This window comes from Nocardia sp. NPDC102475, assembly GCF_055584605.1.
This window is the reverse complement of sequence record NZ_JBVJLS010000001.1, coordinates 270,935-291,750: the sequence shown is the minus strand read 5'-3', so window position 1 is coordinate 291,750 and position 20,816 is coordinate 270,935. Positions and strand designations below refer to the sequence as shown.

21 protein-coding genes are annotated in these 20,816 nt (G+C 66.8%); 9 read left to right on the top strand and 12 right to left on the bottom strand.

What is annotated here, in order from left to right:
• Window positions 1-33 precede the first annotated feature (33 nt).
• Genes ACZ60G_RS01340 through ACZ60G_RS01325 form a run of 4 tightly spaced genes read right to left on the bottom strand, consistent with a single transcriptional unit; the run spans window position 34 to window position 3,323 of the window.
• Window positions 34-906 (bottom strand): ESX secretion-associated protein EspG, encoded by an 873-nt coding sequence (locus ACZ60G_RS01340; protein ID WP_465806235.1) that lies wholly within the window; start codon window positions 904-906, stop codon window positions 34-36.
• Window positions 888-2,183: a PPE domain-containing protein gene (locus tag ACZ60G_RS01335; RefSeq protein ID WP_465806233.1), complete on the bottom strand. Its 1,296-nt coding sequence runs from the start codon at window positions 2,181-2,183 to the stop codon at window positions 888-890. Before ACZ60G_RS01335 ends, ACZ60G_RS01340 begins: the two co-directional genes overlap by 19 nt.
• On the bottom strand, window positions 2,176-2,553 hold the full coding sequence (locus ACZ60G_RS01330) for a hypothetical protein (protein WP_465806231.1): 378 nt from the start codon (window positions 2,551-2,553) through the stop codon (window positions 2,176-2,178). Before ACZ60G_RS01330 ends, ACZ60G_RS01335 begins: the two co-directional genes overlap by 8 nt.
• A gap of 47 nt (window positions 2,554-2,600) precedes the next feature.
• Window positions 2,601-3,323: an alpha/beta hydrolase gene (locus tag ACZ60G_RS01325; RefSeq protein WP_465806229.1), complete on the bottom strand. Its 723-nt coding sequence runs from the start codon at window positions 3,321-3,323 to the stop codon at window positions 2,601-2,603.
• Between the two features lie 147 nt (window positions 3,324-3,470).
• On the opposite strand from ACZ60G_RS01325, the gene ACZ60G_RS01320 reads away from it, so the two are divergent.
• The gene (locus tag ACZ60G_RS01320; RefSeq protein ID WP_465806227.1) at window positions 3,471-4,361 is read left to right on the top strand and encodes an SMP-30/gluconolactonase/LRE family protein; all 891 of its coding nucleotides are present in this window, start codon (window positions 3,471-3,473) and stop codon (window positions 4,359-4,361) included.
• A 9-nt stretch (window positions 4,362-4,370) separates the two neighbouring features.
• Here the strand turns inward: ACZ60G_RS01320 and ACZ60G_RS01315 are convergent, their stop codons facing one another.
• On the bottom strand, window positions 4,371-4,700 hold the full coding sequence (locus tag ACZ60G_RS01315) for an MmcQ/YjbR family DNA-binding protein (protein WP_465806225.1): 330 nt from the start codon (window positions 4,698-4,700) through the stop codon (window positions 4,371-4,373).
• Between the two features lie 57 nt (window positions 4,701-4,757).
• Entirely contained in the window at window positions 4,758-5,717 is a 960-nt protein-coding gene (locus ACZ60G_RS01310) for a helix-turn-helix transcriptional regulator (protein ID WP_465806223.1), read from the bottom strand.
• 88 nt (window positions 5,718-5,805) lie between these two features.
• Here ACZ60G_RS01310 and ACZ60G_RS01305 point away from each other — a divergent pair, with 88 nt between their 5' ends.
• Window positions 5,806-6,942, top strand: a complete 1,137-nt coding sequence (locus tag ACZ60G_RS01305) for an epoxide hydrolase family protein (RefSeq protein WP_465806221.1) — start codon at window positions 5,806-5,808, stop codon at window positions 6,940-6,942.
• Between the two features lie 4 nt (window positions 6,943-6,946).
• Here ACZ60G_RS01305 and ACZ60G_RS01300 read toward each other — a convergent pair whose 3' ends face one another.
• On the bottom strand, window positions 6,947-7,714 hold the full coding sequence (locus tag ACZ60G_RS01300; RefSeq protein ID WP_465806219.1) for a hypothetical protein: 768 nt from the start codon (window positions 7,712-7,714) through the stop codon (window positions 6,947-6,949).
• A 219-nt stretch (window positions 7,715-7,933) separates the two neighbouring features.
• Here ACZ60G_RS01300 and ACZ60G_RS01295 point away from each other — a divergent pair, with 219 nt between their 5' ends.
• Together ACZ60G_RS01295 and ACZ60G_RS01290 are read left to right on the top strand one after the other, a co-directional pair.
• Window positions 7,934-9,106, top strand: coding sequence for an acyl-CoA dehydrogenase family protein (locus tag ACZ60G_RS01295; RefSeq protein WP_465806217.1), 1,173 nt, complete (start codon window positions 7,934-7,936; stop codon window positions 9,104-9,106).
• A 9-nt stretch (window positions 9,107-9,115) separates the two neighbouring features.
• The gene (locus ACZ60G_RS01290) at window positions 9,116-10,270 is read left to right on the top strand and encodes an acyl-CoA dehydrogenase family protein (RefSeq protein ID WP_465806215.1); all 1,155 of its coding nucleotides are present in this window, start codon (window positions 9,116-9,118) and stop codon (window positions 10,268-10,270) included.
• 51 nt (window positions 10,271-10,321) lie between these two features.
• Here ACZ60G_RS01290 and ACZ60G_RS01285 read toward each other — a convergent pair whose 3' ends face one another.
• Window positions 10,322-10,804, bottom strand: a complete 483-nt coding sequence (locus tag ACZ60G_RS01285; protein ID WP_465806213.1) for a hypothetical protein — start codon at window positions 10,802-10,804, stop codon at window positions 10,322-10,324.
• Window positions 10,805-11,031: 227 nt separating this feature from the next.
• Here ACZ60G_RS01285 and ACZ60G_RS01280 point away from each other — a divergent pair, with 227 nt between their 5' ends.
• From ACZ60G_RS01280 to ACZ60G_RS01270, 3 genes are all read left to right on the top strand, one after another.
• Complete coding sequence (locus ACZ60G_RS01280) at window positions 11,032-11,373, top strand: hypothetical protein (RefSeq protein WP_465806211.1); 342 nt, start codon at window positions 11,032-11,034, stop codon at window positions 11,371-11,373.
• 65 nt (window positions 11,374-11,438) lie between these two features.
• On the top strand, window positions 11,439-12,290 hold the full coding sequence (locus ACZ60G_RS01275) for a GNAT family N-acetyltransferase (protein ID WP_465806209.1): 852 nt from the start codon (window positions 11,439-11,441) through the stop codon (window positions 12,288-12,290).
• Between the two features lie 67 nt (window positions 12,291-12,357).
• Window positions 12,358-12,843, top strand: a complete 486-nt coding sequence (locus ACZ60G_RS01270) for a DUF4189 domain-containing protein (protein WP_465806207.1) — start codon at window positions 12,358-12,360, stop codon at window positions 12,841-12,843.
• A gap of 81 nt (window positions 12,844-12,924) precedes the next feature.
• On the opposite strand, the gene ACZ60G_RS01265 is transcribed toward ACZ60G_RS01270, so the two are convergent.
• The 4 genes from ACZ60G_RS01265 to ACZ60G_RS01250 all read right to left on the bottom strand — a co-directional run bounded on the left by ACZ60G_RS01265 (window position 12,925) and on the right by ACZ60G_RS01250 (window position 17,380).
• Window positions 12,925-13,890, bottom strand: coding sequence for a hydroxymethylglutaryl-CoA lyase (locus tag ACZ60G_RS01265; protein WP_465806205.1), 966 nt, complete (start codon window positions 13,888-13,890; stop codon window positions 12,925-12,927).
• A 222-nt stretch (window positions 13,891-14,112) separates the two neighbouring features.
• Window positions 14,113-15,321 (bottom strand): CaiB/BaiF CoA transferase family protein, encoded by a 1,209-nt coding sequence (locus ACZ60G_RS01260; protein ID WP_465806203.1) that lies wholly within the window; start codon window positions 15,319-15,321, stop codon window positions 14,113-14,115.
• Window positions 15,322-15,454: 133 nt separating this feature from the next.
• Window positions 15,455-16,384: a TauD/TfdA dioxygenase family protein gene (locus tag ACZ60G_RS01255; protein WP_465806202.1), complete on the bottom strand. Its 930-nt coding sequence runs from the start codon at window positions 16,382-16,384 to the stop codon at window positions 15,455-15,457.
• A 225-nt stretch (window positions 16,385-16,609) separates the two neighbouring features.
• On the bottom strand, window positions 16,610-17,380 hold the full coding sequence (locus tag ACZ60G_RS01250) for a deoxyribonuclease IV (protein ID WP_465806201.1): 771 nt from the start codon (window positions 17,378-17,380) through the stop codon (window positions 16,610-16,612).
• A 175-nt stretch (window positions 17,381-17,555) separates the two neighbouring features.
• Here ACZ60G_RS01250 and ACZ60G_RS01245 point away from each other — a divergent pair, with 175 nt between their 5' ends.
• Together ACZ60G_RS01245 and ACZ60G_RS01240 are read left to right on the top strand one after the other, a co-directional pair.
• Window positions 17,556-18,680: a serine/threonine-protein kinase gene (locus ACZ60G_RS01245; protein WP_465806199.1), complete on the top strand. Its 1,125-nt coding sequence runs from the start codon at window positions 17,556-17,558 to the stop codon at window positions 18,678-18,680.
• A 163-nt stretch (window positions 18,681-18,843) separates the two neighbouring features.
• Window positions 18,844-20,691, top strand: coding sequence for a serine/threonine-protein kinase (locus ACZ60G_RS01240; protein ID WP_465806197.1), 1,848 nt, complete (start codon window positions 18,844-18,846; stop codon window positions 20,689-20,691).
• Window positions 20,692-20,816 lie beyond the last annotated feature (125 nt).

The window sequence follows — 20,816 nt, the reverse complement described above, 5'->3', positions numbered from 1 at the left end:
TGCTTGCGAAATCAGTTGTCACGTAGGCGAACTTCACCAGCGTTCGGCCAAGGCGAGGGTGCGTTCGGCCGCGTTGACCATCGGCCGCAACTGTGCGGTGAACCGCTGCGCGGTGACCGGCATGATATCGACATCGACCCCGGTGCGCACCGAGTATCTGCCGTCGTCGATCACGTCGATCCAGCACAGCACGCCGAATGGACGCAGCTCGCCGTCGGCTCGGCGCACCGACACCACGATCTGGCCGATGCCGTCGCGAGATTGCCTGAGCAGCTTGCGAATCCGGGTCGGCGCGGTGGGTCCGGCCACCGGCACGGTCACCAGATCCCGGCTGTCCTCGGTGACTCGGGCCAGCGGTGCGGTCAGTTGCGTTGCGGTGCCGGGCGAATTCTCCGGTAGCACCGAAATAATCCGTGCGGAAAGGTTTTTCACGCGATCGACGAACAGCCGGATATCGCCGCCGCGATCGGTGGTCGCACCCGCACGTTGCGCCGCGACCACCGCGATATCCCCGGCGATCGCACCGAGTACGCGCACCGGACGCGATTCGGCCGCGATGCCCGGCTGCGCGACTACGGGACCGGTCTGTTCGACCAAACCCGCCGTCGCCTCGACCGTTCCGTTCGGCCCGCCATCGACCGCCGACGGCTCTGCCGAACCGCGCTCCCCGAAGACCTCGATGCGCACGGTGGGGCGTGCGAGCACCCGCAGTGCCCCCTCCAGATCGGCGTCGAGAGTCTCGTCGCACCAACGGTTCAGGGCGGGGAGTTGCGCGGCGCGCTCGGCGGTATCGCGAGCCGAGAGGCGCACGGCGAGCGGGTAGGGGATGCGGTCGCCATCGGTGCGGGCCCAGGCCATGGCGAACTGGTCCGGGGTCAGCGTCCAGTTCACTCCAGTTCGGTCCATTCGCCGACGACCGGTGGCGTCGTCGGATCCATATCGCCGATCAGCTCACCGCCGTCATCGGCCGGTTCCAGGAAGGTCAGATCGTCGTCGAAGAAGTGGTAATCGTCGTCGTACTCGTCCTCTTCCCTGGCCTGCGCGCGGGCGGCGGCCGCGCTGGTGCTCATGCCGGAGCGCGGGCTGTCACCCGCGACCATGGCGCCGCCCATGAGTCCGCCGACCGCGCCCGCGCCGACGCCGTTGATGGCATCGCCACTCGCATCGCGTTTGCGCTCATCGCGTTTGCGTTCGTCGTCGGTGTTCGAGGTGCCGGGAACGGTCGGGGCGACCACCGAGGTGGACGCGGCGGTGGTCACCGGTGCGGCGGTACCCGGTCGCACCGGGCGATCCGGTGTGGTCGTCGGTGTGGTGGCTGCGGCGGATGTGGTCGATGCGGGGGAATCTGCCGTCGGCACAGCGGGTTTGGCGGCGGCGGGAGTGGTGTCGGTGGCGGTGCTCACCGGAGTGACGGTGGTCGGCGTACTAGCCGGTTGAGTCGCCGCGGCCGGCTCGACGGTGGTGTGCGGTGTGGTCGGCACCGGCGCGGTCGTCGGAATCGTTGGGGTGGTGAGGGTTTGCGTACCGGTGTCGAGCACGGGCATCGTGGCCACCTGCGCGGCCGGTGTGGTGTCGGACGGCTGCGGCACATCGGCGGTCACCGCATCCGGGAAGGCGGGCACGCCGGAGCCGGTCGAGATGAACACATTCGTGTAGATGCTGTCCATCGCCTGCACCACATCCTGGCGGGTGCCGTCCGCGGATTTCTGGGTGGCGGTGTTCTCGGTCGCTTTGGCCGGATCCAGCAGTGCGCCGGCCAGATCCGTTGTCTGGCTGGATGGTTCGACAACGGCCGCGCGCAGTGCCTCGGCGGCATCGCCCGCTTGGCCGAGCCGCTGGCCGACCGCGGCCATGACATCCGCGAGTTGCTGTCCCTGCCGCTCGAATTCGCGCACCGCGTCGGCCGCGGAATCCGCCGCGGCACCGCGCCAACCCTCGGCCATCGCGGCCCGAATCTCACTGTGCGCCTGCTCGACTGCGGTGGCGAGCCCGGTCGAACTGCCCTGCCACGCCTGCTGCCCGGCCGCGAGGACAACTGGATTCATCAGCTGGACACCGTCGTGGATTTCCCGATGCGGCAGGTTGTCGAAGATTTCGACGGTCTGCGCGTAGTTGGGGTCCGTATAGCTGGGGTCGGCATACCGAATGGGCGTTTTCTCACCGGAGTGCGGCATCTTACGCATGCGCGGCTCCCGCCACCTCGACCCGACCGACCGCGGCTGCCAGCTCCGTATCGGCCCGGGTGTACGCCGCTCCGGCCGCGCGGAAGGTCTGCGCGAGCGCCCGCGCGGCGTCGGCGTATGCGCGCAATCGGGTGATCGCGCCGTCGGCCTTGTCCTCGAAGCCGCGCCGCAGCGCCGCACCCGAATCGAAGCCGCCGAAGCCGGGAAGTGAAGTGGCCCCGCTCAATACGGCGATCTGCGCATCGACCTCATCGGCGAGTTGTTCATAGCGCTTGGCGCACCGTTCGTGCGCACCCTCGGCGACCAGTACCCCATCGATCCAGAGCTGGCCATCGTCGATCGCTTGATTCAGAGTTGTCACGTCCGACATCTCGCCGCCCCCTTCCTCGTCGTGCTGCCCGCGCAGCCGTGATCAACTCACCGGTGCGCCAACCCCACGACGACACCCTGCATCCAGTCCGCGATGTCGGCAGCGACCCGCGCGTGCACCGGCTCGTGCAACAGGTCGTGCCCGGCGTCGGTGTACTCACGCAAACTTACCCAATCGTGGCGGCGAGTCCAGACCCTCATCGCATCGATCGGCGCCCGTCGGTCCTCGATGCCGTGCACCGCGAGGATGGGCAGGGTGCTCGGCAACGGCGTGCCGGGTGCACCGGGTGCGCCGCCACCGAGTGCTCGCTTCGGCACTCCGGACAGCACCAACCCGATCAGCTCGCTCGGCGGCAGGCTCGGCTGCAGCGGGTACTTGGCCTCGAGTCCGTGCAAGTCGTCGGCCGCACTCGTCTGATCCGGCACCGCCGCGCCGAGGATGCCCAGGGCGGTGACGGCCCCGAGTGAGTGGCCCATCAGGATCAGCGGCGTACCCGGTAGTTCCGCGCGGACCAGCTCGATCAGCTGCATCGCATCGACCACCAGTTCCACCAGCGTGCCGGGATTATTCGGATCGCCCTCGCTCAACCCGTGCCCCGCGGTGTCCAGCGCCCACACTTCGATCCCGACGGCTTTCGGGATGCGGGCGAAGCGGTGGTAGTGGCCGCTGTGCTGGCCCATTCCGGGCAAGAGCACCGCAGCTGCCGTCGGGTTGCCGACCGGCCACCGCCGATAATGCATCCGGCCCCGCGCGCCGTCGAAGAAAGGCATCCGTAAATACTGGCAACTCGGTGAGATGCAGTCGAGCTCCTGACATAACTACTGGTGAGTTCATAACTGACAAAGTGGATAGACTCCCGGCCGAGGGTCGGGCAAGAGAGTCGAGGTTTCGCTTTGAGGAAGCTCTATCGTCCGAACGTGCGAGTGTGGCTCGTCGCATTCGCGCTGAGTTGTGCCGGTGTGGATGCGTCGGCCGCCATGGCCGAGCCTCAGCTGGGTGCGGTCGCCGCATGCGCGCCGGCCCAGGCGGCGACGGCCGTGCCCGCCGGTCTGCCGGTGCTCGACTGGTCGGAGAACGTGGGGTACGACGCGCAGGGCAATCTGTGGGTATCGCGGCTGTACCGCAATGAGGTGCAGCGCTACGACAGCGCGGGCCGGTTGACCGCGACGGTGCCGGTCGAATTCCCGGGCGCGATTCGGCTCGGCCCGGACGGACTGCTCTATGTCGTCTTCGGCAATTCGCCGACGAGTGTGGTGCGTCCAGGTGGTGTGGTGCGCTTCGATCCCAACGATCCCAGGCCCTCGGTATTCGCCTCCGGATTCACCATGCCCAACGGTGCCGCCTTCGATACGCAGGGCAATCTGTACGTCGCCTCCAGCCTCGGCGTGATCCGGGTCCGTCCGGACGGCGGCGTCGATGCGGAATGGACCGCGCGGGCGAAGTACACCGGCGCCAATGGGATTGTGGTGCGGGATAGTTCGATCTACCTGAGCATGAACGGCAATCCGCTCGGTCGGATCGCGCGCTTCCCGATCGATGACCCGGACCGCGTCGTAGTGATCGCCGACTTGACGGTGGCACCCGGAATTCCGGATTTCGCAGACGACTTCGTCATCGATGACGCGGGTGTGCTCTACGTGACCACCTTGACCGGCCGGTTGGTTCGGGTCGATCCGAGCGCGAATACCGCATGCGCGGTGCTGACCGGCGAACCGATGACATCGGTAGTCGCCGTGCCCGGCCGTTCCGACGAACTCCTCGCCGGTACCGAGAGCGGCACGATCCTGCGGATTCGCTTGCCGCACTGAGCGAATCCGTCAGTTCTCGACGAGTTCGGGGGGCGCGGCCTGGCGCCAGGAATCCAGCAGGATGTCGTACAGTTCGTCGATATCTTCCACGGCGGACAGCCGGGCCCGGACCCAGGAGGAGGACGCCTCGTGCGACGGGACCCAGAACTTGTCCGGCTCGGCGGCGATGAGTTCTGCGCGATCGTGTCTGGGGCAGCGGATGGCGAACGAGGTCTGATCGTCGGGGATGGTGACGAACATTTTGCCCGCCACATCGAAGGTGGGATGGTTCCAGCGTTCCTTCTCCACGGTCTTGGGAAAGGACAACGCGATACGGCGCACGTCGTCGGCGTCGAGCACGGTTCAGCCTCCGGTTCGGAAATCGGACTCCTATCGTGCACATCGCTTCGTCGGCCATCAAGTGAGGGCGTCGGTTATGCGGGACGCGATCGTGCGCAACCGCTCCACCAGGACGGGCGGCTCGTGGACTCGGAAGTCCGCGCCGAGTTCGATCAGGCGGAATGCCAACCAGGTCGGGTCGTCATCGCGGGTGGCGTCCAGTCGGCAGGAATCGTCGTCGATGGGTGCGATATCGCCGGGGGAGTCGCCGAGACGGCCCGCGACCCTGCCGATCGGGGCCTGGATCGTCACGCGGACGCGGAAGGACGGCGTGCCCCAATCGGTTCGGCGACCCGCCACATAGGCGGCCGCATCCGCCGCGGGTAGCGCTCGCCGGCTGTAGCGAGCGCCGGTGGGCTGCGGTCGGTCGATGCGATCGACTCGGAAGATGCGCCAGTCGTCGCGGTCCACATCGTGGCCGACGAGGTACCAGCGGCGCCGTGACGGCACCAGCCCGACCGGTTCGATATGGCGACGGGTTTCGGCACCGGATTCGCCCCGATACGCGAAACGTACCCGCTCCCTGTTGGTTACGGCCGCGGCCAGCGCGGTCAGCACCTCGGGATCGACCGCAGGGGCGTCGTCGGTGTGCGGCACCAGGGCGGTGCCGAGCACCCGCACCCTGCGGCGCAATTTGGCGGGCAACACCTGTTCCAGCTTGGCGAGCGCGCGGACCGAGGCCTCCTCGATACCGACGATGGCCGATCCGGCGGCGGCGCGCAGCCCCACCGCGATGGCGACCGCCTCTTCGTCATCGACCAGGAGCGGCGGCATCGCGGTACCGGCGACGAGCCGGTAACCGCCCGTCGCGCCCATCGTCGCCTCGACCGGATAACCGAGTTCGCGCAGCCGATCGATATCGCGGCGTACGGTGCGGTCGGTGACGCCGAGTCGATCGGCGAGTTCGCTGCCCGGCCATTCCCGTGGTGTCTGCAACAGGGAGAGCAGGCGCAGCAGGCGGGCGGGGGTGTCGTTCATGATTTTCAGGATTCCAGATAACTAGGACTTGAATTGTCCTAGTTGGCTCCTAACGTAGTTGCCGTACCCAAGAGCTAGGAGCAACCCGATGAACGAGATTCGCCCCTTCCGCATCGACATTCCGCAGGCCGATATCGACGATCTGATCGACCGGCTGGCCCGCACCCGCTGGTCGGCGCAACTGCCGGGCAAGGGCTGGGAGCGCGGTGTCCCGGTCGACTATCTGCGGGAGCTGGCGGAGTACTGGCGCACCGGATTCGACTGGCGGGCACAGGAGGCGGCGTTGAACGAGTTCGCCCAGTTCGTCACCGAAATCGACGGCCTGGACGTGCATTTCCTGCATGTGCGTTCGCCCGAACCGGATGCGCTGCCGCTGATCCTGACCCACGGCTGGCCCAATTCGTTCGTCGAATTCACCAAAACCATCGGCCTGCTGGCCGATCCGCGCGCCCACGGACTCGATCCGGAGCAGGCATTCCATGTCGTGGTCCCGTCGGTGCCCGGTTTCGCATTCTCCGAAGGGCCGAAGGAAACCGGGATGACGGTGCGTCGGGTGGCGCAGATGTGGGTCGAGTTGATGGACCGGCTCGGCTACCAGCGCTATGGCACCCAGGGCGGCGATCTCGGGGCCTACGTGGCGCCCGAAATCGCCCGTATCGCACCGGATCGCGTGGTTGGTGTGCATATCGATGGCGGTATCGGCATGCCGACCGAGGCCGATGTGCCGACCATGACGCCGGAGGAACGCGCGGAATGGGATCAGATGCAGGGCTGGATGTCCGGCGGCGTGAACCACCACGTGCTATTGCGTGCCGCGCCACAGACTTTCGCGCATGCCTGGACCGATTCGCCGGTGGGCCTGCTCGCCTGGCTGATGCAGAAATTCAACGAGTTCACCCCGTTGGCCGAACTGGCCGAGGACGTCATGGACCGCGATCATCTGCTGACCAATATCAGCCTGTACTGGTTCACCAACACCGCGGGGACGTCGTCCTGGCCGATGTACAACGGACTCGGCGACGGCGGATTCGTCTGGCCCACCGGCCAAAAGGCGGTACCGACGGGCGTCTATGCGGGCGGTTCCGCACTCATGCTGCGACTCGCCGAGCGCGACAACACCATTGCGCACTGGCCCGAGGGCAATACCGGAAATCACTTCGTGCCGATGGAACTGCCCGATATGCACGTCGCCGATATCCGGGCGTTCTTCGGCAAGGTGGCTTGAGCGCTCAGTTGTTCTGGTGCGCGATTTCGTCCCGTGATATGGAGTCCGCGTGGTTCGGGGCGGCCGGCGCCACGGGGTCCTGAGTCGAGGCGGGTTGTGCCGGTGCCGGTGCGGCGCCCTCGGGCGCGGGCGCCGGCGCCGGCGGCAGCACCGGACGATCCGGAACGTAGAACATCCCGACCGTCGGCGTCATCACGCAGTGCGCGAACGGGTAATCGATCATGCCCCACATCGAGGCGATGACCGTGCCGGGACCACTGGCCACGGTCTTCGACAGCGTCGGCATGTTGTATTCGGTCCGGTCGTCGAGCGTGGTGAGGCCGCTCGCGCCGGTATTGACGTTCAGCCAGGCCACGACGAGCCCGGAGGACAGCGGTGCGCCCGAATGCGCGGGCGTCGCGCTGAACCGCAGGGTGCCGGGCAGCGGGTCCGCGGCGCCATTGGGGTTGGAGCCGTCGGTGGAGGCCGCCGCGATGATCGTGGTGACCGGGCCGACGCTGCCGCAGCCGAAGGTCGGCGCGGCATAGGCGAACGGGGTGAAGGCGGCCGAGACATTGCGCAGCTCGGCGATATCCACCAGCTTCGTGAACTGGCTGAGCGCGCCGACGCCCGCCTGCGCGGCCGGATCGGAGCCGGCATCGGTGGTGAGCTGTTCGAGTCCGGTATCGACGGTGGATGGCTCGGCGGCCGCCGTACCGGTGAGGGCGAGGACCGCACCGATGCCGAGAGAGGTCACTGCCGCGGCGGCGCGTGCGATGGATCTGCCGTTCACTCGTTCTCCTCGATACCGAACACCGGGATAGCCCCGCCCCACGTGCAGCAACGTACCAGTTCGTCGCTTACGCCGCCCAGGGACTCACAACCAACCGCACCGGCCGCTGAGGGCCGGCGCGCGACATATACCCGATCCGCCCTTGTGACCCACTCGACAGTGAGAGATTACCGGGGGGTAGGTTTGACGCGGACGTACGAGACACACCGGGAGATGTGTATGAAACTAAGTCTGACGCCCGACGAGGTGGGCTTCCGCGACGAGCTGCGGAACTTCTACCGGACCGAGATCCCCGCAGACATCCGTGACCGCGTCAAATACGGCCACGAACTGTCCCGCGAGGACATCGTCACTTCGCACAAAATCCTCAACGACCACGGTCTGGCCGTGCCGAACTGGCCGGTCGCGTGGGGCGGCAAGGACTGGAAGCCGATTCAGCGCCATATCTGGCAGGACGAAATGCAGCTGGCCTCGGTGCCCGAGCCGCTGACGTTCAACGCCCAGATGGTCGGCCCGGTGATCGCGCAATTCGGCTCGCAGGAGATCAAGGAGCGCTTCCTGCCGCCGACGGCCGCGCTGGATATCTGGTGGTGCCAGGGCTTCTCCGAGCCCGACGCCGGATCCGACCTGGCCTCGCTGCGCACCACCGCGGTGCGCGACGGTGACTCCTACATCGTCAACGGCCAGAAGATCTGGACCACGCTCGGCCAGTACGCGGACTGGATCTTCTGCTTGGTCCGCACCGATCCGAACGCACCGAAGAAGCAGGCGGGCATCTCCTTCCTGCTGTTCGATGTGAAGTCTCCCGGCGTCACCATTCGCCCGATCAAGCTGATCGACGGTGGCTACGAGGTCAACGAGGTCTTCTTCGAGAATGTGCGGGTGCCCGCCGATCAGCTGGTCGGCGAGGAGAACCAGGGCTGGAGCTACGCGAAATTCCTGCTCGGCAACGAGCGCACCGGCATCACCGGTGTCGGTCGTACCAAGGTCAAGCTCGGTGTCGCGAAGGAATACGCGCGCCAGACCAAGTCGGGTTCGGGCACCCTGCTCGAGGATCCGGTCTTCGCCGCGCGCATCGCCGAACTGGAGAACGAACTGCTCGCACTGGAACTGACCCAGTTGCGCGTGGTCTCGAACTCCTCGGACGGTAAGCCGAATCCGGCCTCGTCGGTGCTCAAGCTGCGCGGTTCCGAACTGCAGCAGGCCACGACCGAGCTGCTGCTCGATATCGCGGGCCAGGACGCACTCCCGGTCGATGCCGCCGATATCGCCTCGCCCGGCTGGGCACAGCGCAGTGGCCCCGGCTATCTGAACTACCGCAAGACCACCATCTACGGAGGCTCCAGCGAGGTGCAGCGCACCATCATCGCCTCCACGATCCTCGGATTGTGAGGCGCCGCCATGGATTTCGAACTCACCGATGAACAGGTCATGCTGCGCGACACGGTTCGCGACCTGCTCGCCCGCAACTACGATTCCGAGACCCGCCTGAAGGTCACCGACACCGAGCTCGGCTGGAGCCGCGATGTCTGGAACCAGCTGGCCGAACTCGGCGTGCTCGGCCTGAGCTTCACCGAGGAGGACGGCGGCGTCGGCGCCGGTCCGGTGGAGACCATGGTCGTGCTCGAGGAGATCGGGCGCAGACTCGCACCCGAACCGCTGCTGGATGCGGTGCTGGTGCCGGGCGGTCTGGTCGCGCGGGTCGGCAGTGCCGAACAGCGGCAGCGGATTCTGCCCGAGGTGACCGGCGGCACTAAACTGCTGGCGTTCGCGCATGCCGAGCCCGGTGTGCGCTGGCCGTCCACCGAACTCGCGACCACCGCTGTGCAGCAGGGGGATTCGTGGGTGCTGACGGGTCTGAAGAATCCGGTTCCGCACGGCGACAGCGCCGATGAGCTGGTGGTCAGCGCGGTGCTGCCGACTGGCGGCATCGGACTGTTCCTGGTGGATGCCGCCGGGGTGCAGCGCAAGGCGTACCGGACGCTCGACGGCCAGCGCGGCGCGCAGATCGAATTCGAGAACGTCCCAGGCGAATTGCTCGGTGACAATATCGACGCCGCCGAGGCGGTGCAGGTCACGATCGGTCACGCCCAGGCCGCGCTGTGCGCGGAGTCCATCGGTGCGATGGAAGAGGCGCTGCGGCTGACGACGGATTATCTGAAGACCCGCAAGCAGTTCGGCGTCACGCTGTCGAAGTTCCAGACGCTGACCCAGCGGGCGGCGAATATGTACGTTTCGCTGGAACTGGCGCGCAGCATGAGCCTCTACGCGAATGCGTCGCTGGCCGATGGTGCCGACACTGAGTCCGATGGCCACTCCGCAAGCTCCGTGGACGTGGTCGTCGCGTCGCGGGCGCGGCTGCAGGTCGGCCGGTCGGCTCGGCATATCGGCCAGGAGGCGATCCAGATGCACGGCGGCATCGGCGTCACCGCGGAGTACCCGGTGAGCCATTACGTCGCTCGGCTCACCGCGATCGAGCGCACGCTCGGCGGCGGGCTGGAGCATCTGCGGGTGCTCAGTGCGCAGGTCGGTGATTACGACCTGCCGGAGCTGTAGGGTCCGGTAGTTCCGAACGGCGGCGCGTGCGAGTCATGCGCCGCCGTTTCGCTATTCGTCGTCGCTCTGACTCGGCGAGCTGGCCGTCGGCACGCGGCGCGTCGTCGGTGGCTCTTCGATGGTCGGGTCGACGGCAGGACGCGGCTGCGTGGTCGGCGGCAGCTCGATCTCGGTGGTGAAAGCGGGTGACGGTACGGCTGTCGGGGCGGCGTAGGACGGGGAGGTCTGTGGCCCTCGGGTCGTGGATTCCGGCAGGGCCGACGGTGGAACGGTGAAATCGACCGACTTGCGCGGCGGTCCCGGGCGCGCGACCTGCCAGCTCGGCGACGGCGGGATGAACACCTTCGGCGCCGCCGAGGTGCTGGTGCCGTAGCGCACGGCCGGGACGGCGTCGTCATTGGCGGATTTGATCGGCGGCGGTGCGACGTAGGTGTCGTGCTTGCCGATTCCGCAGGCGCCGATGAGAACGAGTCCGAGAGAGACCGCGCCCGCGGCGATTACCGGACCGGCGATCTTGGCCCTGCTGCTCTCCATCGGTAACACTCCTCGTCCGTTCGAGTGGAGCTCACAATAATCGAGGCCGGTCGACCCGGCCAGACGAGCACCCGCTGGGCACGTGCGGTGCCAGCGTGAATTAAACAGTGGCGACTCAGATATCGAATTGATCTCTTCGGCGTGTCGCGGGCACGTGTCGTGGTCGAACCACGTTCCGGGGCCGTAGCGTGTGTGATCAAAGTTACGCGTGAGACGCCAGTACCTAGATGAGAGACGCGCGGTGGAAATCGGGCGACGGCAATACTCTGACCGGCGTCATCGAGGAGTTGATGATGGGAGCTTACTCGACAACTCCGTTGCGAGCCTCCGCCGCGGCCGACGAATCGGCCGCCCCGGAAACTTCGCAGCAAGTCGTGTCGAACCCGCCAGTGCGCACCCTGTCCACGATTTTGTCGCGGATAACGGCCTGGCTGATTTTCATCGGCGGCATCGTCGGAGCCGTGCTCGGCATCGCCGGACTGCACGTCGAAATCACTGTCGCCGGACTGATTCTGGCGTGCACGGCTGGTCTGGTGCTGTTGAAGCTACGCGCGGATCGAACCAGCTGAGCTGTGCCGCGGCGGCGCGGAAAATCGCGAGCGTGCAGGGCTTTCGGGCTCTAGCGTAATCCGGTATGAGGATCGAGATCACCGCCGATGCCGCACGGTTCCGGGCGCTGACCGAGCCGTTTCTGCTGCGCGATCCGTTGCGGCACACGGTGATCACCACCGGGATCGCCAACCACCTGACCGGCATGCAGGTCGATGCCGACCGCTCGCGGTTCCTGTCCGTCCACGACGACGACGCGACGGTGATCGGCGTTGCCATGCGCGCGGCCGGACGCGGGGTGTATCTCGGTGAGCTGCCCGCGGGAAGTGTTGTGCCCGTTGCCGATGCGATGGCCGAGGCCGCCGCGGACGCGGGCGGGGTCGAGGGCGCGACCCAGGATGCCGCCGAATTCGCCGAGCGCTGGGGCGAGCGGCACGGTGTCGGCTATCGGGAGGTGTACTCGACCCGCCTCTACCGGCTCGCCGACCTGAACTTTCCGAAGGCCGCCGGATCGGCCCGTCGCGCAACCGATTCCGATGTCGGGCTGTGCGTCGAATGGGCCGAAGCCATGCGCCTCGAATCCGGTATGCCGCCGCCGACCCTGACCGCCATCGCCATCCGGAACCGCATCGCAACCGGACGCTGGTGGCTGTGGGAACGCGAAGGCGAGCCCGTCTGCCTTGCCGCACACCAGGTCCCGGTCTTCGGCTGGTCCCGAATCGGCCCCGTCTACACCCCACCCGCCCATCGCGGCAACGGCTACGCCGGCGTCCTCACCGCCCACCTATCCCGCACCCTGCGCTGGAACAACCTGAACGTCTGCCTCTTCGCCGACATCGCCAACCGCACCGCGAACCACATCTACCGCACCATCGGCTTCGAACCCGTCCGTGATTTCGTGCACTACCAATTCACCTCGGCCACAACCGCTCCCTGATCGGATCCCGCCAAACTTTGTGCGTTTCTTTAGATTTCGACAAGATCCGCGCTGAAGGCTGTTGGTCATGACATTCTTCGTTGCACGGTCCACCACACTGCTCGTTCGCGGCGGGGTCATTGCCGCTGCGGTTGCGGCCGCCCTTACCGTTCCACAGGTTTCGGCGTCGGCGGACAGCACGCAATACGCCGCGATCGCACTGTCGACGTCGACCGGCGCCACCGGACGAGCCTGGAACTACCCGTCGCCCGGCGAAGCCCGAGATGCCGCCATCAGCTCCTGCAACGAGGCTGCTCCCGCGGTGCAACACCCCGGCACCGGCTCTGCCGGTCCCTACACAACCGGCGGTGACTGCGACTGGAAGGTCTGGATCGAGAGCGGCGAATGCGCCGCGGTAGTCCAATCGACCGAATACGACCCGGAAACCAAATCCGAAGGCACAACCCGGTACACCTCCGGCCGAGGTCGCACCCGCGATGAAGCCGACTACAACGCCATCCAAAAAGGCACCGGCCACCGCTCCCAAATCCTCAACTCCGTCTGCCAGGACTGAGCAAGTAGCTGGTGTCGCATAGGCATTGGTGACCTCGCAGGGGCTGTGGCTATTGCGAGGTACGCACTGCTTGGGCGGCGGTCAGGAGGCGGGGGTGACCCATTCGAAGGCGGCGGCTTTGGAGCGGGTGCCTTCGGCGGTGCGGGAGCGGTTGGGTTCGTTCAGGTCGGTGAGCAGGGATTCGGTGAGGGTTACCAGGGTGGCCAGGACCGGTGGGGTGAACCAGGTGGGGCGGGTGGCGAAGAGGACGTCTTCGGTGGAGGTGTTGCCGCTGGCGCCGGGGGCGAAGGGGCAGCCGCCGAGGCCGCCGAGGGAGCCGTCGACCATCGTTGCTCCGGCCTGCAGGGCGGCGAGGGTATTGGCGACGCCCATGCCCCAGGTGTCGTGACCGTGGAAGACGATGCGGCGGTGCGGGGTTCGGTCGCGCACGGCCGAGATCAGCTCCGATACCTGGGTCGGGTGGGCCTGGCCGAGGGTGTCGGCGATGACGATGTCGGAAGCGCCCTCGGTGCGCGGGTCGTTGGCAATGGCCAGAACTCGCTCGGGATCGACGGGACCGTCGAAGGGGCAGGTGAAGCTGGTGGCGAGGCAGAGCTGGATTTCGCCGCCCGCCTCCCGCGCCAGCCGAACGGCGTCCGGCATCGCGGCGACACTGTCTTCGGTGCTGCGGCCGATATTGGCCTTGTTGTGTGCGTCCGATGCGGAGAAGCAGTACTGGAAGTTGCGCACGCCCGCGGCGGCGGCCTTCTCCACATGGCGCGGCGTGGCCACCCAGACCCAACAGTGTTGCAGCTCTTCGGGACTCAGCGCGGCAATGAGTTCCATGGTGTTGGCCATCGGCGGCACCAGATCGGGACGCGCCATCGACCCGATCTCCAGTGCGGGCACGCCCACGGCGAGCAGTTGGCGCACAATATCCACCTTGCGCTCGACCGGCAGCGCCTTTCCGGTCAACTGCAATCCGTCCCGGAGCGTCACATCGCGCAGGATGGCTTCGGAGCTACCTGCACGCCCACTCGTCGAATCGCTTTCCGATGCCGTGTGCATCACTCCTCCTCGAGCGCATCCCGGACCGGCGGCGCCTGACGCACATGCGGCGGCACGCACATCACGCCACCGCACGGCTTTTCATTCGAAGCGGGGGTCGGATGCACTGTCGGACGCGCGTGACCGGGCGCACTCATTTCGCGCGCACCACGCCCCGGCGGTCGACGCCTGCCGTATACCCGTCGCGTCATACCGCCTCCACTCCATTGATACCGGCGCGCATCACGCCTCCAATCCGGCGATATCGGCATCGCTCATTCCGAGCAGTTCCGACAGCACCTCTCGCGTGTGCTCACCCAGGTCCGGCCCGACATTGCGGATCGGCAGGGACTTTTCACCGATCACCGGCACGATGCCGGGAAAGCCGACCGTCTTCGGTTGCGGCGCACCGACATCCACCGGGAACGGCTGAATCATATTGCGCGCCTTGTATTGCTCGTCGTCGACGATATCGGCGGCGGTGTAGATGGGGCCACACGGAATGGCCGCCGCCTCCAACAGTTTCAGCGCCTCGTCGCGAGTGTGCCGCACGGTCCATTCGGCAATGGACGCGTCGAGCCGTTCGCGATTGCGCCAGCGTCCGGCATTGTCCTGCAGTTCCGGATCGGCGGCCAGATCGGGACGGCCGATCACCTCCATATAGCGCTGGAAGATGGCATCGCCGTTGCCGCCGATGATGATGCTCGCACCGTCGCTGGTCGGGTAGGCATTGCTCGGCGCGATGCCTTCCATCCGCCCGCCGACCCGCTCGCGATTGATGCCGTAGGCAAGATAGTCGGGCACCAGCGATTCCATCACCGACAGGATCGCCTCGTTCAGCGCCACATCGATGACGCGTTCCCCCAGCGGGATCGACTCGTTGGTGCGTTGCCGCTGGAACAGCGCCATCACCGTGCCGAACGCCGCATAGATCCCCGCGATCGAATCACCGATGGACACGCCGACCCGCACCGGCGGCCGATCCGGATCACCGACGAGTTCGCGCAGCCCGCCGACCGCCTCGGCGACCGCGGCGAAACCGGGCCGCGCGGCCAGCGGCCCGGTCTGCCCATAAGCGGAAATCCGGGTGATCACCAGATCCGGATTGACCTCGTTCAGCACCTCCGGGCCCAGGCCCCACTTCTCGAGCATGCCCGGCCGGAAATTCTCCAACAGCACATCGCAGTGCCGGAGCAGATCCAGGACGATGCCCCGACCCGCCTCGGTGCGCAGATCCAGCGTGATCGACTTCTTGTTCCGGTTGATGGTGCGGTACAGCATCGAGGTATCGCCGCCGTAGAGTCGCCAGTTGCGCAGCTCGTCCCCGGCCTTCGGGCGCTCCACTTTGATCACCTCGGCACCGAAATCGCCCAGGATGCGACCAGCGGTCGGCGCGGCGATGTAATTGCCGAGTTCCAGGACGCGAACCCCGTCCAGCGGGCTGATACTCATGGCATCAGTCTGTACTATCGTGCCGCCCGGCAGCGGCCCGACCTCGTACCTCGGCGTATGCCGGTACCGCAACCGCACGGCCCCTCAACTGCCGCAGCACAATCGGCGTACTGCGGCAGCCGTGCGATCGTCGTCACACTTCGAGCGGGGAAACTTCCTCGATGATCGAGTAGTGCTCGGCATTGCCGTGGTGCGAGGTGCTCTCGACGCCGTCGACACCGACCGGGATATCGCCGGCGAGGGTGATCCGGGTCAGCTTGCGCGGCTGGTTGTCGTAGTCGTCAACGGCGTAGTGCTGGGTGGCGCGGTTATCCCAAATGGCGACGTCACCGGGCTGCCAGTTCCAGCGGGTGGTGTTCTCCAGCCGGGTCACCCGGTCCTGGAACAGGCGGAACAGGGCCTGGGACTCGCTGGTGGAGACCCCGACGAAGCGCTTGACGAAGTGCCCGACCAGCAGGGCGCGCTCACCTGTCTCCGGGTGCACCCGCACCACCGGGTGCTCGGTCTCGTAGTAGTCGGACTGGAACTCGGCGCGATAGGCGTCGGTATTCGGGTTGCTCCGGTCGACGTCGGTGGCGGCGTAGTCGTAGAGGTTGGTGTGCACCGCCCGCAGGCTCTCGGCCAGGCGCTTGAGCGGCTCCGGCAGCGAATCGTAGGCGGCGACGGTGGAGGCCCAGGTGGTGGAGCCGCCGTAGGTCGGCAGGGTGACCGCGCGCAGGATGGAGGCCTTCGGGATCCGGTCGACGAAGGTGACGTCGGTGTGCCAGCTATTGGCGCGGCCGTACTCCGAGTCGATGGCCAGGCTCTTGACCCCGTGTGAGGTGACCGTCGGATGCGGGGTGGTCGGGGTGCCGAGCAGTTGCGCGAACTCGTACTGTCCGTCCTCGGTCAAGTGGTCCTGGCCGCGGAAGAAGATGACCTTGTGCTCGAGCAGCGCGCGCCGGATCACCGCGACGGTTGCCGCGTCCACATCGCCGCCGAGCCGGACATTGTCGACCTGGGCGCCGATGCGAGCGCCGATTTTGGTCACGGTGGCGGTTGTCTGGGCGTAGTCGACCGTCATGAGATCACCTTCGCTGGGTTGAATCGGTTGATGCTCCTGGAGCACATCACCGAAACACCCACCCCAACCAGTGTTTTCGTCGCCCTGATCCCAACCCCACACCCTCGAGCGTTTGCCGAGAGTAGTCAAATGGCGGTTGTCGGTGGCGTTTCGGGCCACCATTTGACTACCCTCGGTGAGCTGTCCGGTTGGGTCTGCTGACACCTGGGCGAAGGCGGCGGGGGGTCAGCCGAGGTGCTCGCGGAGGTATGCCAGATCCTCGGCAACACCCTCGCCGGGTGTCTCCAGAACCACCGGGGCATTCGCCGTCCGGCACACCTCGGCCAGCAACTCCGGATCGATCGTCCCGTCCGCGAAGTTGGCATGACGGTCCGCGCCCGAATTGAATTCGTCGCGGGAGGAGTTCAGGTGCACCAGGTCGATGCGGCCGGTGATGGCCTTGATCCGCTCGACGACGCCGACCAGATCCTCACCGCCCGCCCAGGCGTGGCAGGTGTCCAGGCAGAAGCCCGCGCCGAAATCGCCGACCGCGTCCCAGAGCCGGGCGATCGAATCGAAATGCCGGGCCATGGCATGGTTACCGCCCGCGGTGTTCTCGATCAGGATCGGCACCGCGAAGCCGCCCTTGTCCTGCTGACGCTCGAACAGCTTGCGCCAGTTATCGATTCCGGTCTCCAGTTCGCCGTCGGAGCGGACATGTCCGCCGTGCACCACCAGACCGAACGCGCCGATATCGGCAGCGGCCTCGGCCTGCTGCGCGACCGCATTGCGCGACGGCATGCGCAGGCGATTGTTCAGGCTGGCCACATTGATCTGATAGGACGAGTGCACCACCACATCGATCGGACTGGCGAGGATCTCCTCGGTCCGCGGATGCGGGGTCGGTTTGTCCCAACTCTGCGGGTCGACGACGAAAAGCTGGATGACATCGGCGCCGAGTTTTTCACCGAAGCCGATCGGATCGCTGTCGAGCCGGACGTGTGCTCCAATGCGCATGGGGCCGAGCCTAACGAGTGCCACCGACAACGTCTTCGCCCACCGCAACGAACATGTTGCGTCCGGGCCGTGCGAACAGATACATCGGTAGGATCCAGGTGCTCGACCCGATACGGGGGGTGAATCCACTGTGCTGCGAACTGGCGATGTTTTCGCTGGATACACGATCAAACGTGTGCTCGGCCAAGGCGGTATGGGCACCGTCTACCTGGCCCAGCATCCGCGCCTGCCGCGCCTGACCGCGCTGAAACTGTTGAAGCGCGAGCTGTATACCGATGCCGAGATCCGGCGCCGGTTCGAGCGGGAGGCCGATCTGGTCGCTCAGCTCGACCATCCGAATATCGTCACCGTCTACGACCGCGGCGCCGAGGATCAGCAGCTGTGGATCTCGATGCAATTCGTGCCGGGCGCGGATGCGTCCTGCGCGGATGTCAATGTGCTCGCGCCGGGGCGCGCGGTGCAGATCGTCGTCGATACCGCGGCCGCGCTGGATTTCGCACACGGCAACGGCGTGCTGCACCGCGATGTGAAACCGGCCAATATCCTGCTGGCCAAGGCGCCGATCGGGCAGCCGGAACGGGTGCTGCTCACCGACTTCGGCATCGCGGGCATGCGCGATGGCGAGTCCACGCTGAGTTCGGCCGGAACCATCACCGCCACACTGGCATACGCCGCGCCGGAACAACTCACCGGTACGCCGGATTACCTGGCCGACCAGTATTCACTGGCCTGCTCGCTGTTCTGGATGCTGACCGGTGTCGGGCCGTTCCAAGGGGCGAATCCCATGGCCGTCATCAACGGGCATCTGTATGGGGCGATACCGTCGCTGCGCCGGTATCGCCCCGACGTGCCGCCCGCGCTGGACGCGGTGCTGGCGCGGGCCATGGCCAAACGGCCTGCGGACCGGTTCGGCAGCTGTACCGAATTCGCCGTGGCGGCTCGGCGGGCGCTGGTGTCGTCCGCGCCGCACCCGCCTCGAGCGAACGGTCCGTATCGCCCGGGCATGGGTCCCGAATCGCGTTCCGGCACCGAACCTTCTCGCGGTACCGATCCGGCCCGAAATCCGGTGCCGTCTGGAAACGCGGTGCCCCCCAACACTTCCGAGCGAGTCGGCAGCAGCAGAACCGCCCGGCCGAGCGAGCCGACCAGCCGCAGTGCTCCCGAGTCCCCGAGAACGTCCCAGCCGCGCCTGCCGCTGCCGCCACGCCGTTCGCCGCGACCCGGCACCATCGCCCTGCCGGATATCCCACGTCGCCCCGGCAGAACGCCGCCCGGACCCACGCCGCGCCCTCCGCCATAACCGGAAACAACGTCGATACCGATAAGTCGACGATAACCAGGGCTTAAGCGAATCCTGCTAAGGTTTCGATGTTTTCCGTGGTCAGGAGGTCCTGATCGCGCATTCTTATGCTGTACGCCCGTTCATCGGTGGGTCCCGGTGGGGGGCGGGAAGTGGAGCAGACATGCTGGCCAGCGGTGACGTATTCGCCGGTTATGTCATCGATCGGCAACTGGGTCGCGGTGGCATGGGTTCGGTGTACCTGGCAAAACATCCGCGACTGCCGCGGATGACGGCGCTGAAGCTGCTGAATCGAGAGATGTTCTTCGATAAGGAGGTGCGGGCGCGGTTCGAGCGGGAGGCGGATCTGGTTGCGCAGCTCGATCACCCGAATATCGTCACGGTCTACGACCGCGGCCTCGAGGAGGAGCAGCTGTGGATCTCGATGCAGTACATCGATGGCATCGATGCCGCATCGGTCGATCCCAAGTCGCTGCCGCCGGAGCGCGCGGTCCAGATCATCAAGGAGACCGCCGACGCGCTCGACTACGCGCACGGCATGGGTGTACTGCACCGCGATGTGAAGCCCGCGAATATCCTGCTGGCCCGGTCCGGCGGCGGGCGCGGTGAGCGGGTCTACCTGACCGACTTCGGTATCGCGCGGCTGCGCGACGACACCGGCCACCTCACTCAGACCGGCACCTTCACCGCGACTCTGGCCTATGCCTCGCCCGAACAGCTGACCGGTGCTTCGCTCGATCACCGCTCGGACCAGTATTCGCTGGCCTGCTCGCTGTTCTGGCTGTTCACCGGGTCCGGTCCGTTCGCCGCGACCAATCCGGCGGCGGTGATCCAGGGACATCTACAGGGCACGCCCCCGGCATTGAGCAGCGTCCGTCCCGGACTGCCCTTCCAATTGGACGGGGTGCTGGCGAAGGCGATGGCCAAGCGACCCGATGAGCGGTTCGCCTCGTGCTCGGAGTTCGCGCAAGCCGCCAAGCAGGCATTCGCCAATCCGAGCGTCCCGGCGATGCCGGTGGTCGGCCTGCGTCCAGGTACCGGACCGGCGATTCCGGTGACGGGTGCGCCCCGGCCGGTCACCGGCCAGCCGATACCCGTGACCGGTACGCCGCATCCGGTGACGAACGGGCCGTACCCGCAGACCGCCGGACCATATCCGCAGACCAGCGGCCCGTACCCGCAGACAAGCGCACCGCACACCGTGCAGCCGCAGCCGTTGGCGCCGACGACCGTCAATCCCGCTTCGCAGGGCACCCCACGTCCGCAGCCGGTGCAGACCGCGCCGACCCAACAGCAACCGCATCCGAGCAATCCCTACAACCAGCAGCCGCTCGGATTCGCGCCCCGGCCGCCGATGAGCGGGCCGCGACCGCCCGCACCCCCGCAGCGCAAATCGAATGTCGGGCTGATCGTCGCGCTGTGCGTCGGTCTGGTGATCCTGTTGGTGATCGTGCTCGCGATCATCGGCGTGGTATCGAACGGTGGTTCGTCGAACTCCAGCGGCGGCAGCACGACGACCTCGTCGAGTTACTCCAACGGCGGCAGCGGCTCGGTGGACGCGACCGCGGCCGCGATCAGCAAAGAGTTCCCGCGCATGGTGCCCGCCAGCGAATCCGATTCGGTCGGCTACAACGGCGCGAAATGCAATGCTCACAAGACCGGCGACCTGACCCTGCCCACGCCGGGCACGCCGGACTTCGGCGCCTGGGCCGCGCAGTGGGATTGCTACGGCGGCGGTGACAACGACGACCCGTTCTACACGATCTACGTCTACAAGAACGCCTCCGATGTGCAGAGGGCGCTGAGCAACCTGCCTTCCGACGCCACCAAGTCGACCGACACCAACGGCGGCAAAACCTACACCAACTACAAGTTCGTCAACGACGGGCCGAAGATCGTCACCGCGTTCACCGGCGACAGCAAGCGCGCCCAATTCCTCATGTACGCCGACGGTTTGGCGGGCGCTCAGGACAAGGTCCTGCGCTGGTGGCGCTCGGCCCCACTGAACTGACAGCCGAACCGGGCGCGAAAAATGGCTCGCGCCCGGTTCTGCTCGACCCGTACAGTTTTGCGCATGTTCGGCCACACCATCGCTCTGGAGTCCGCGGTCGCGGACGCGATGGCGGCTGCCCTGGC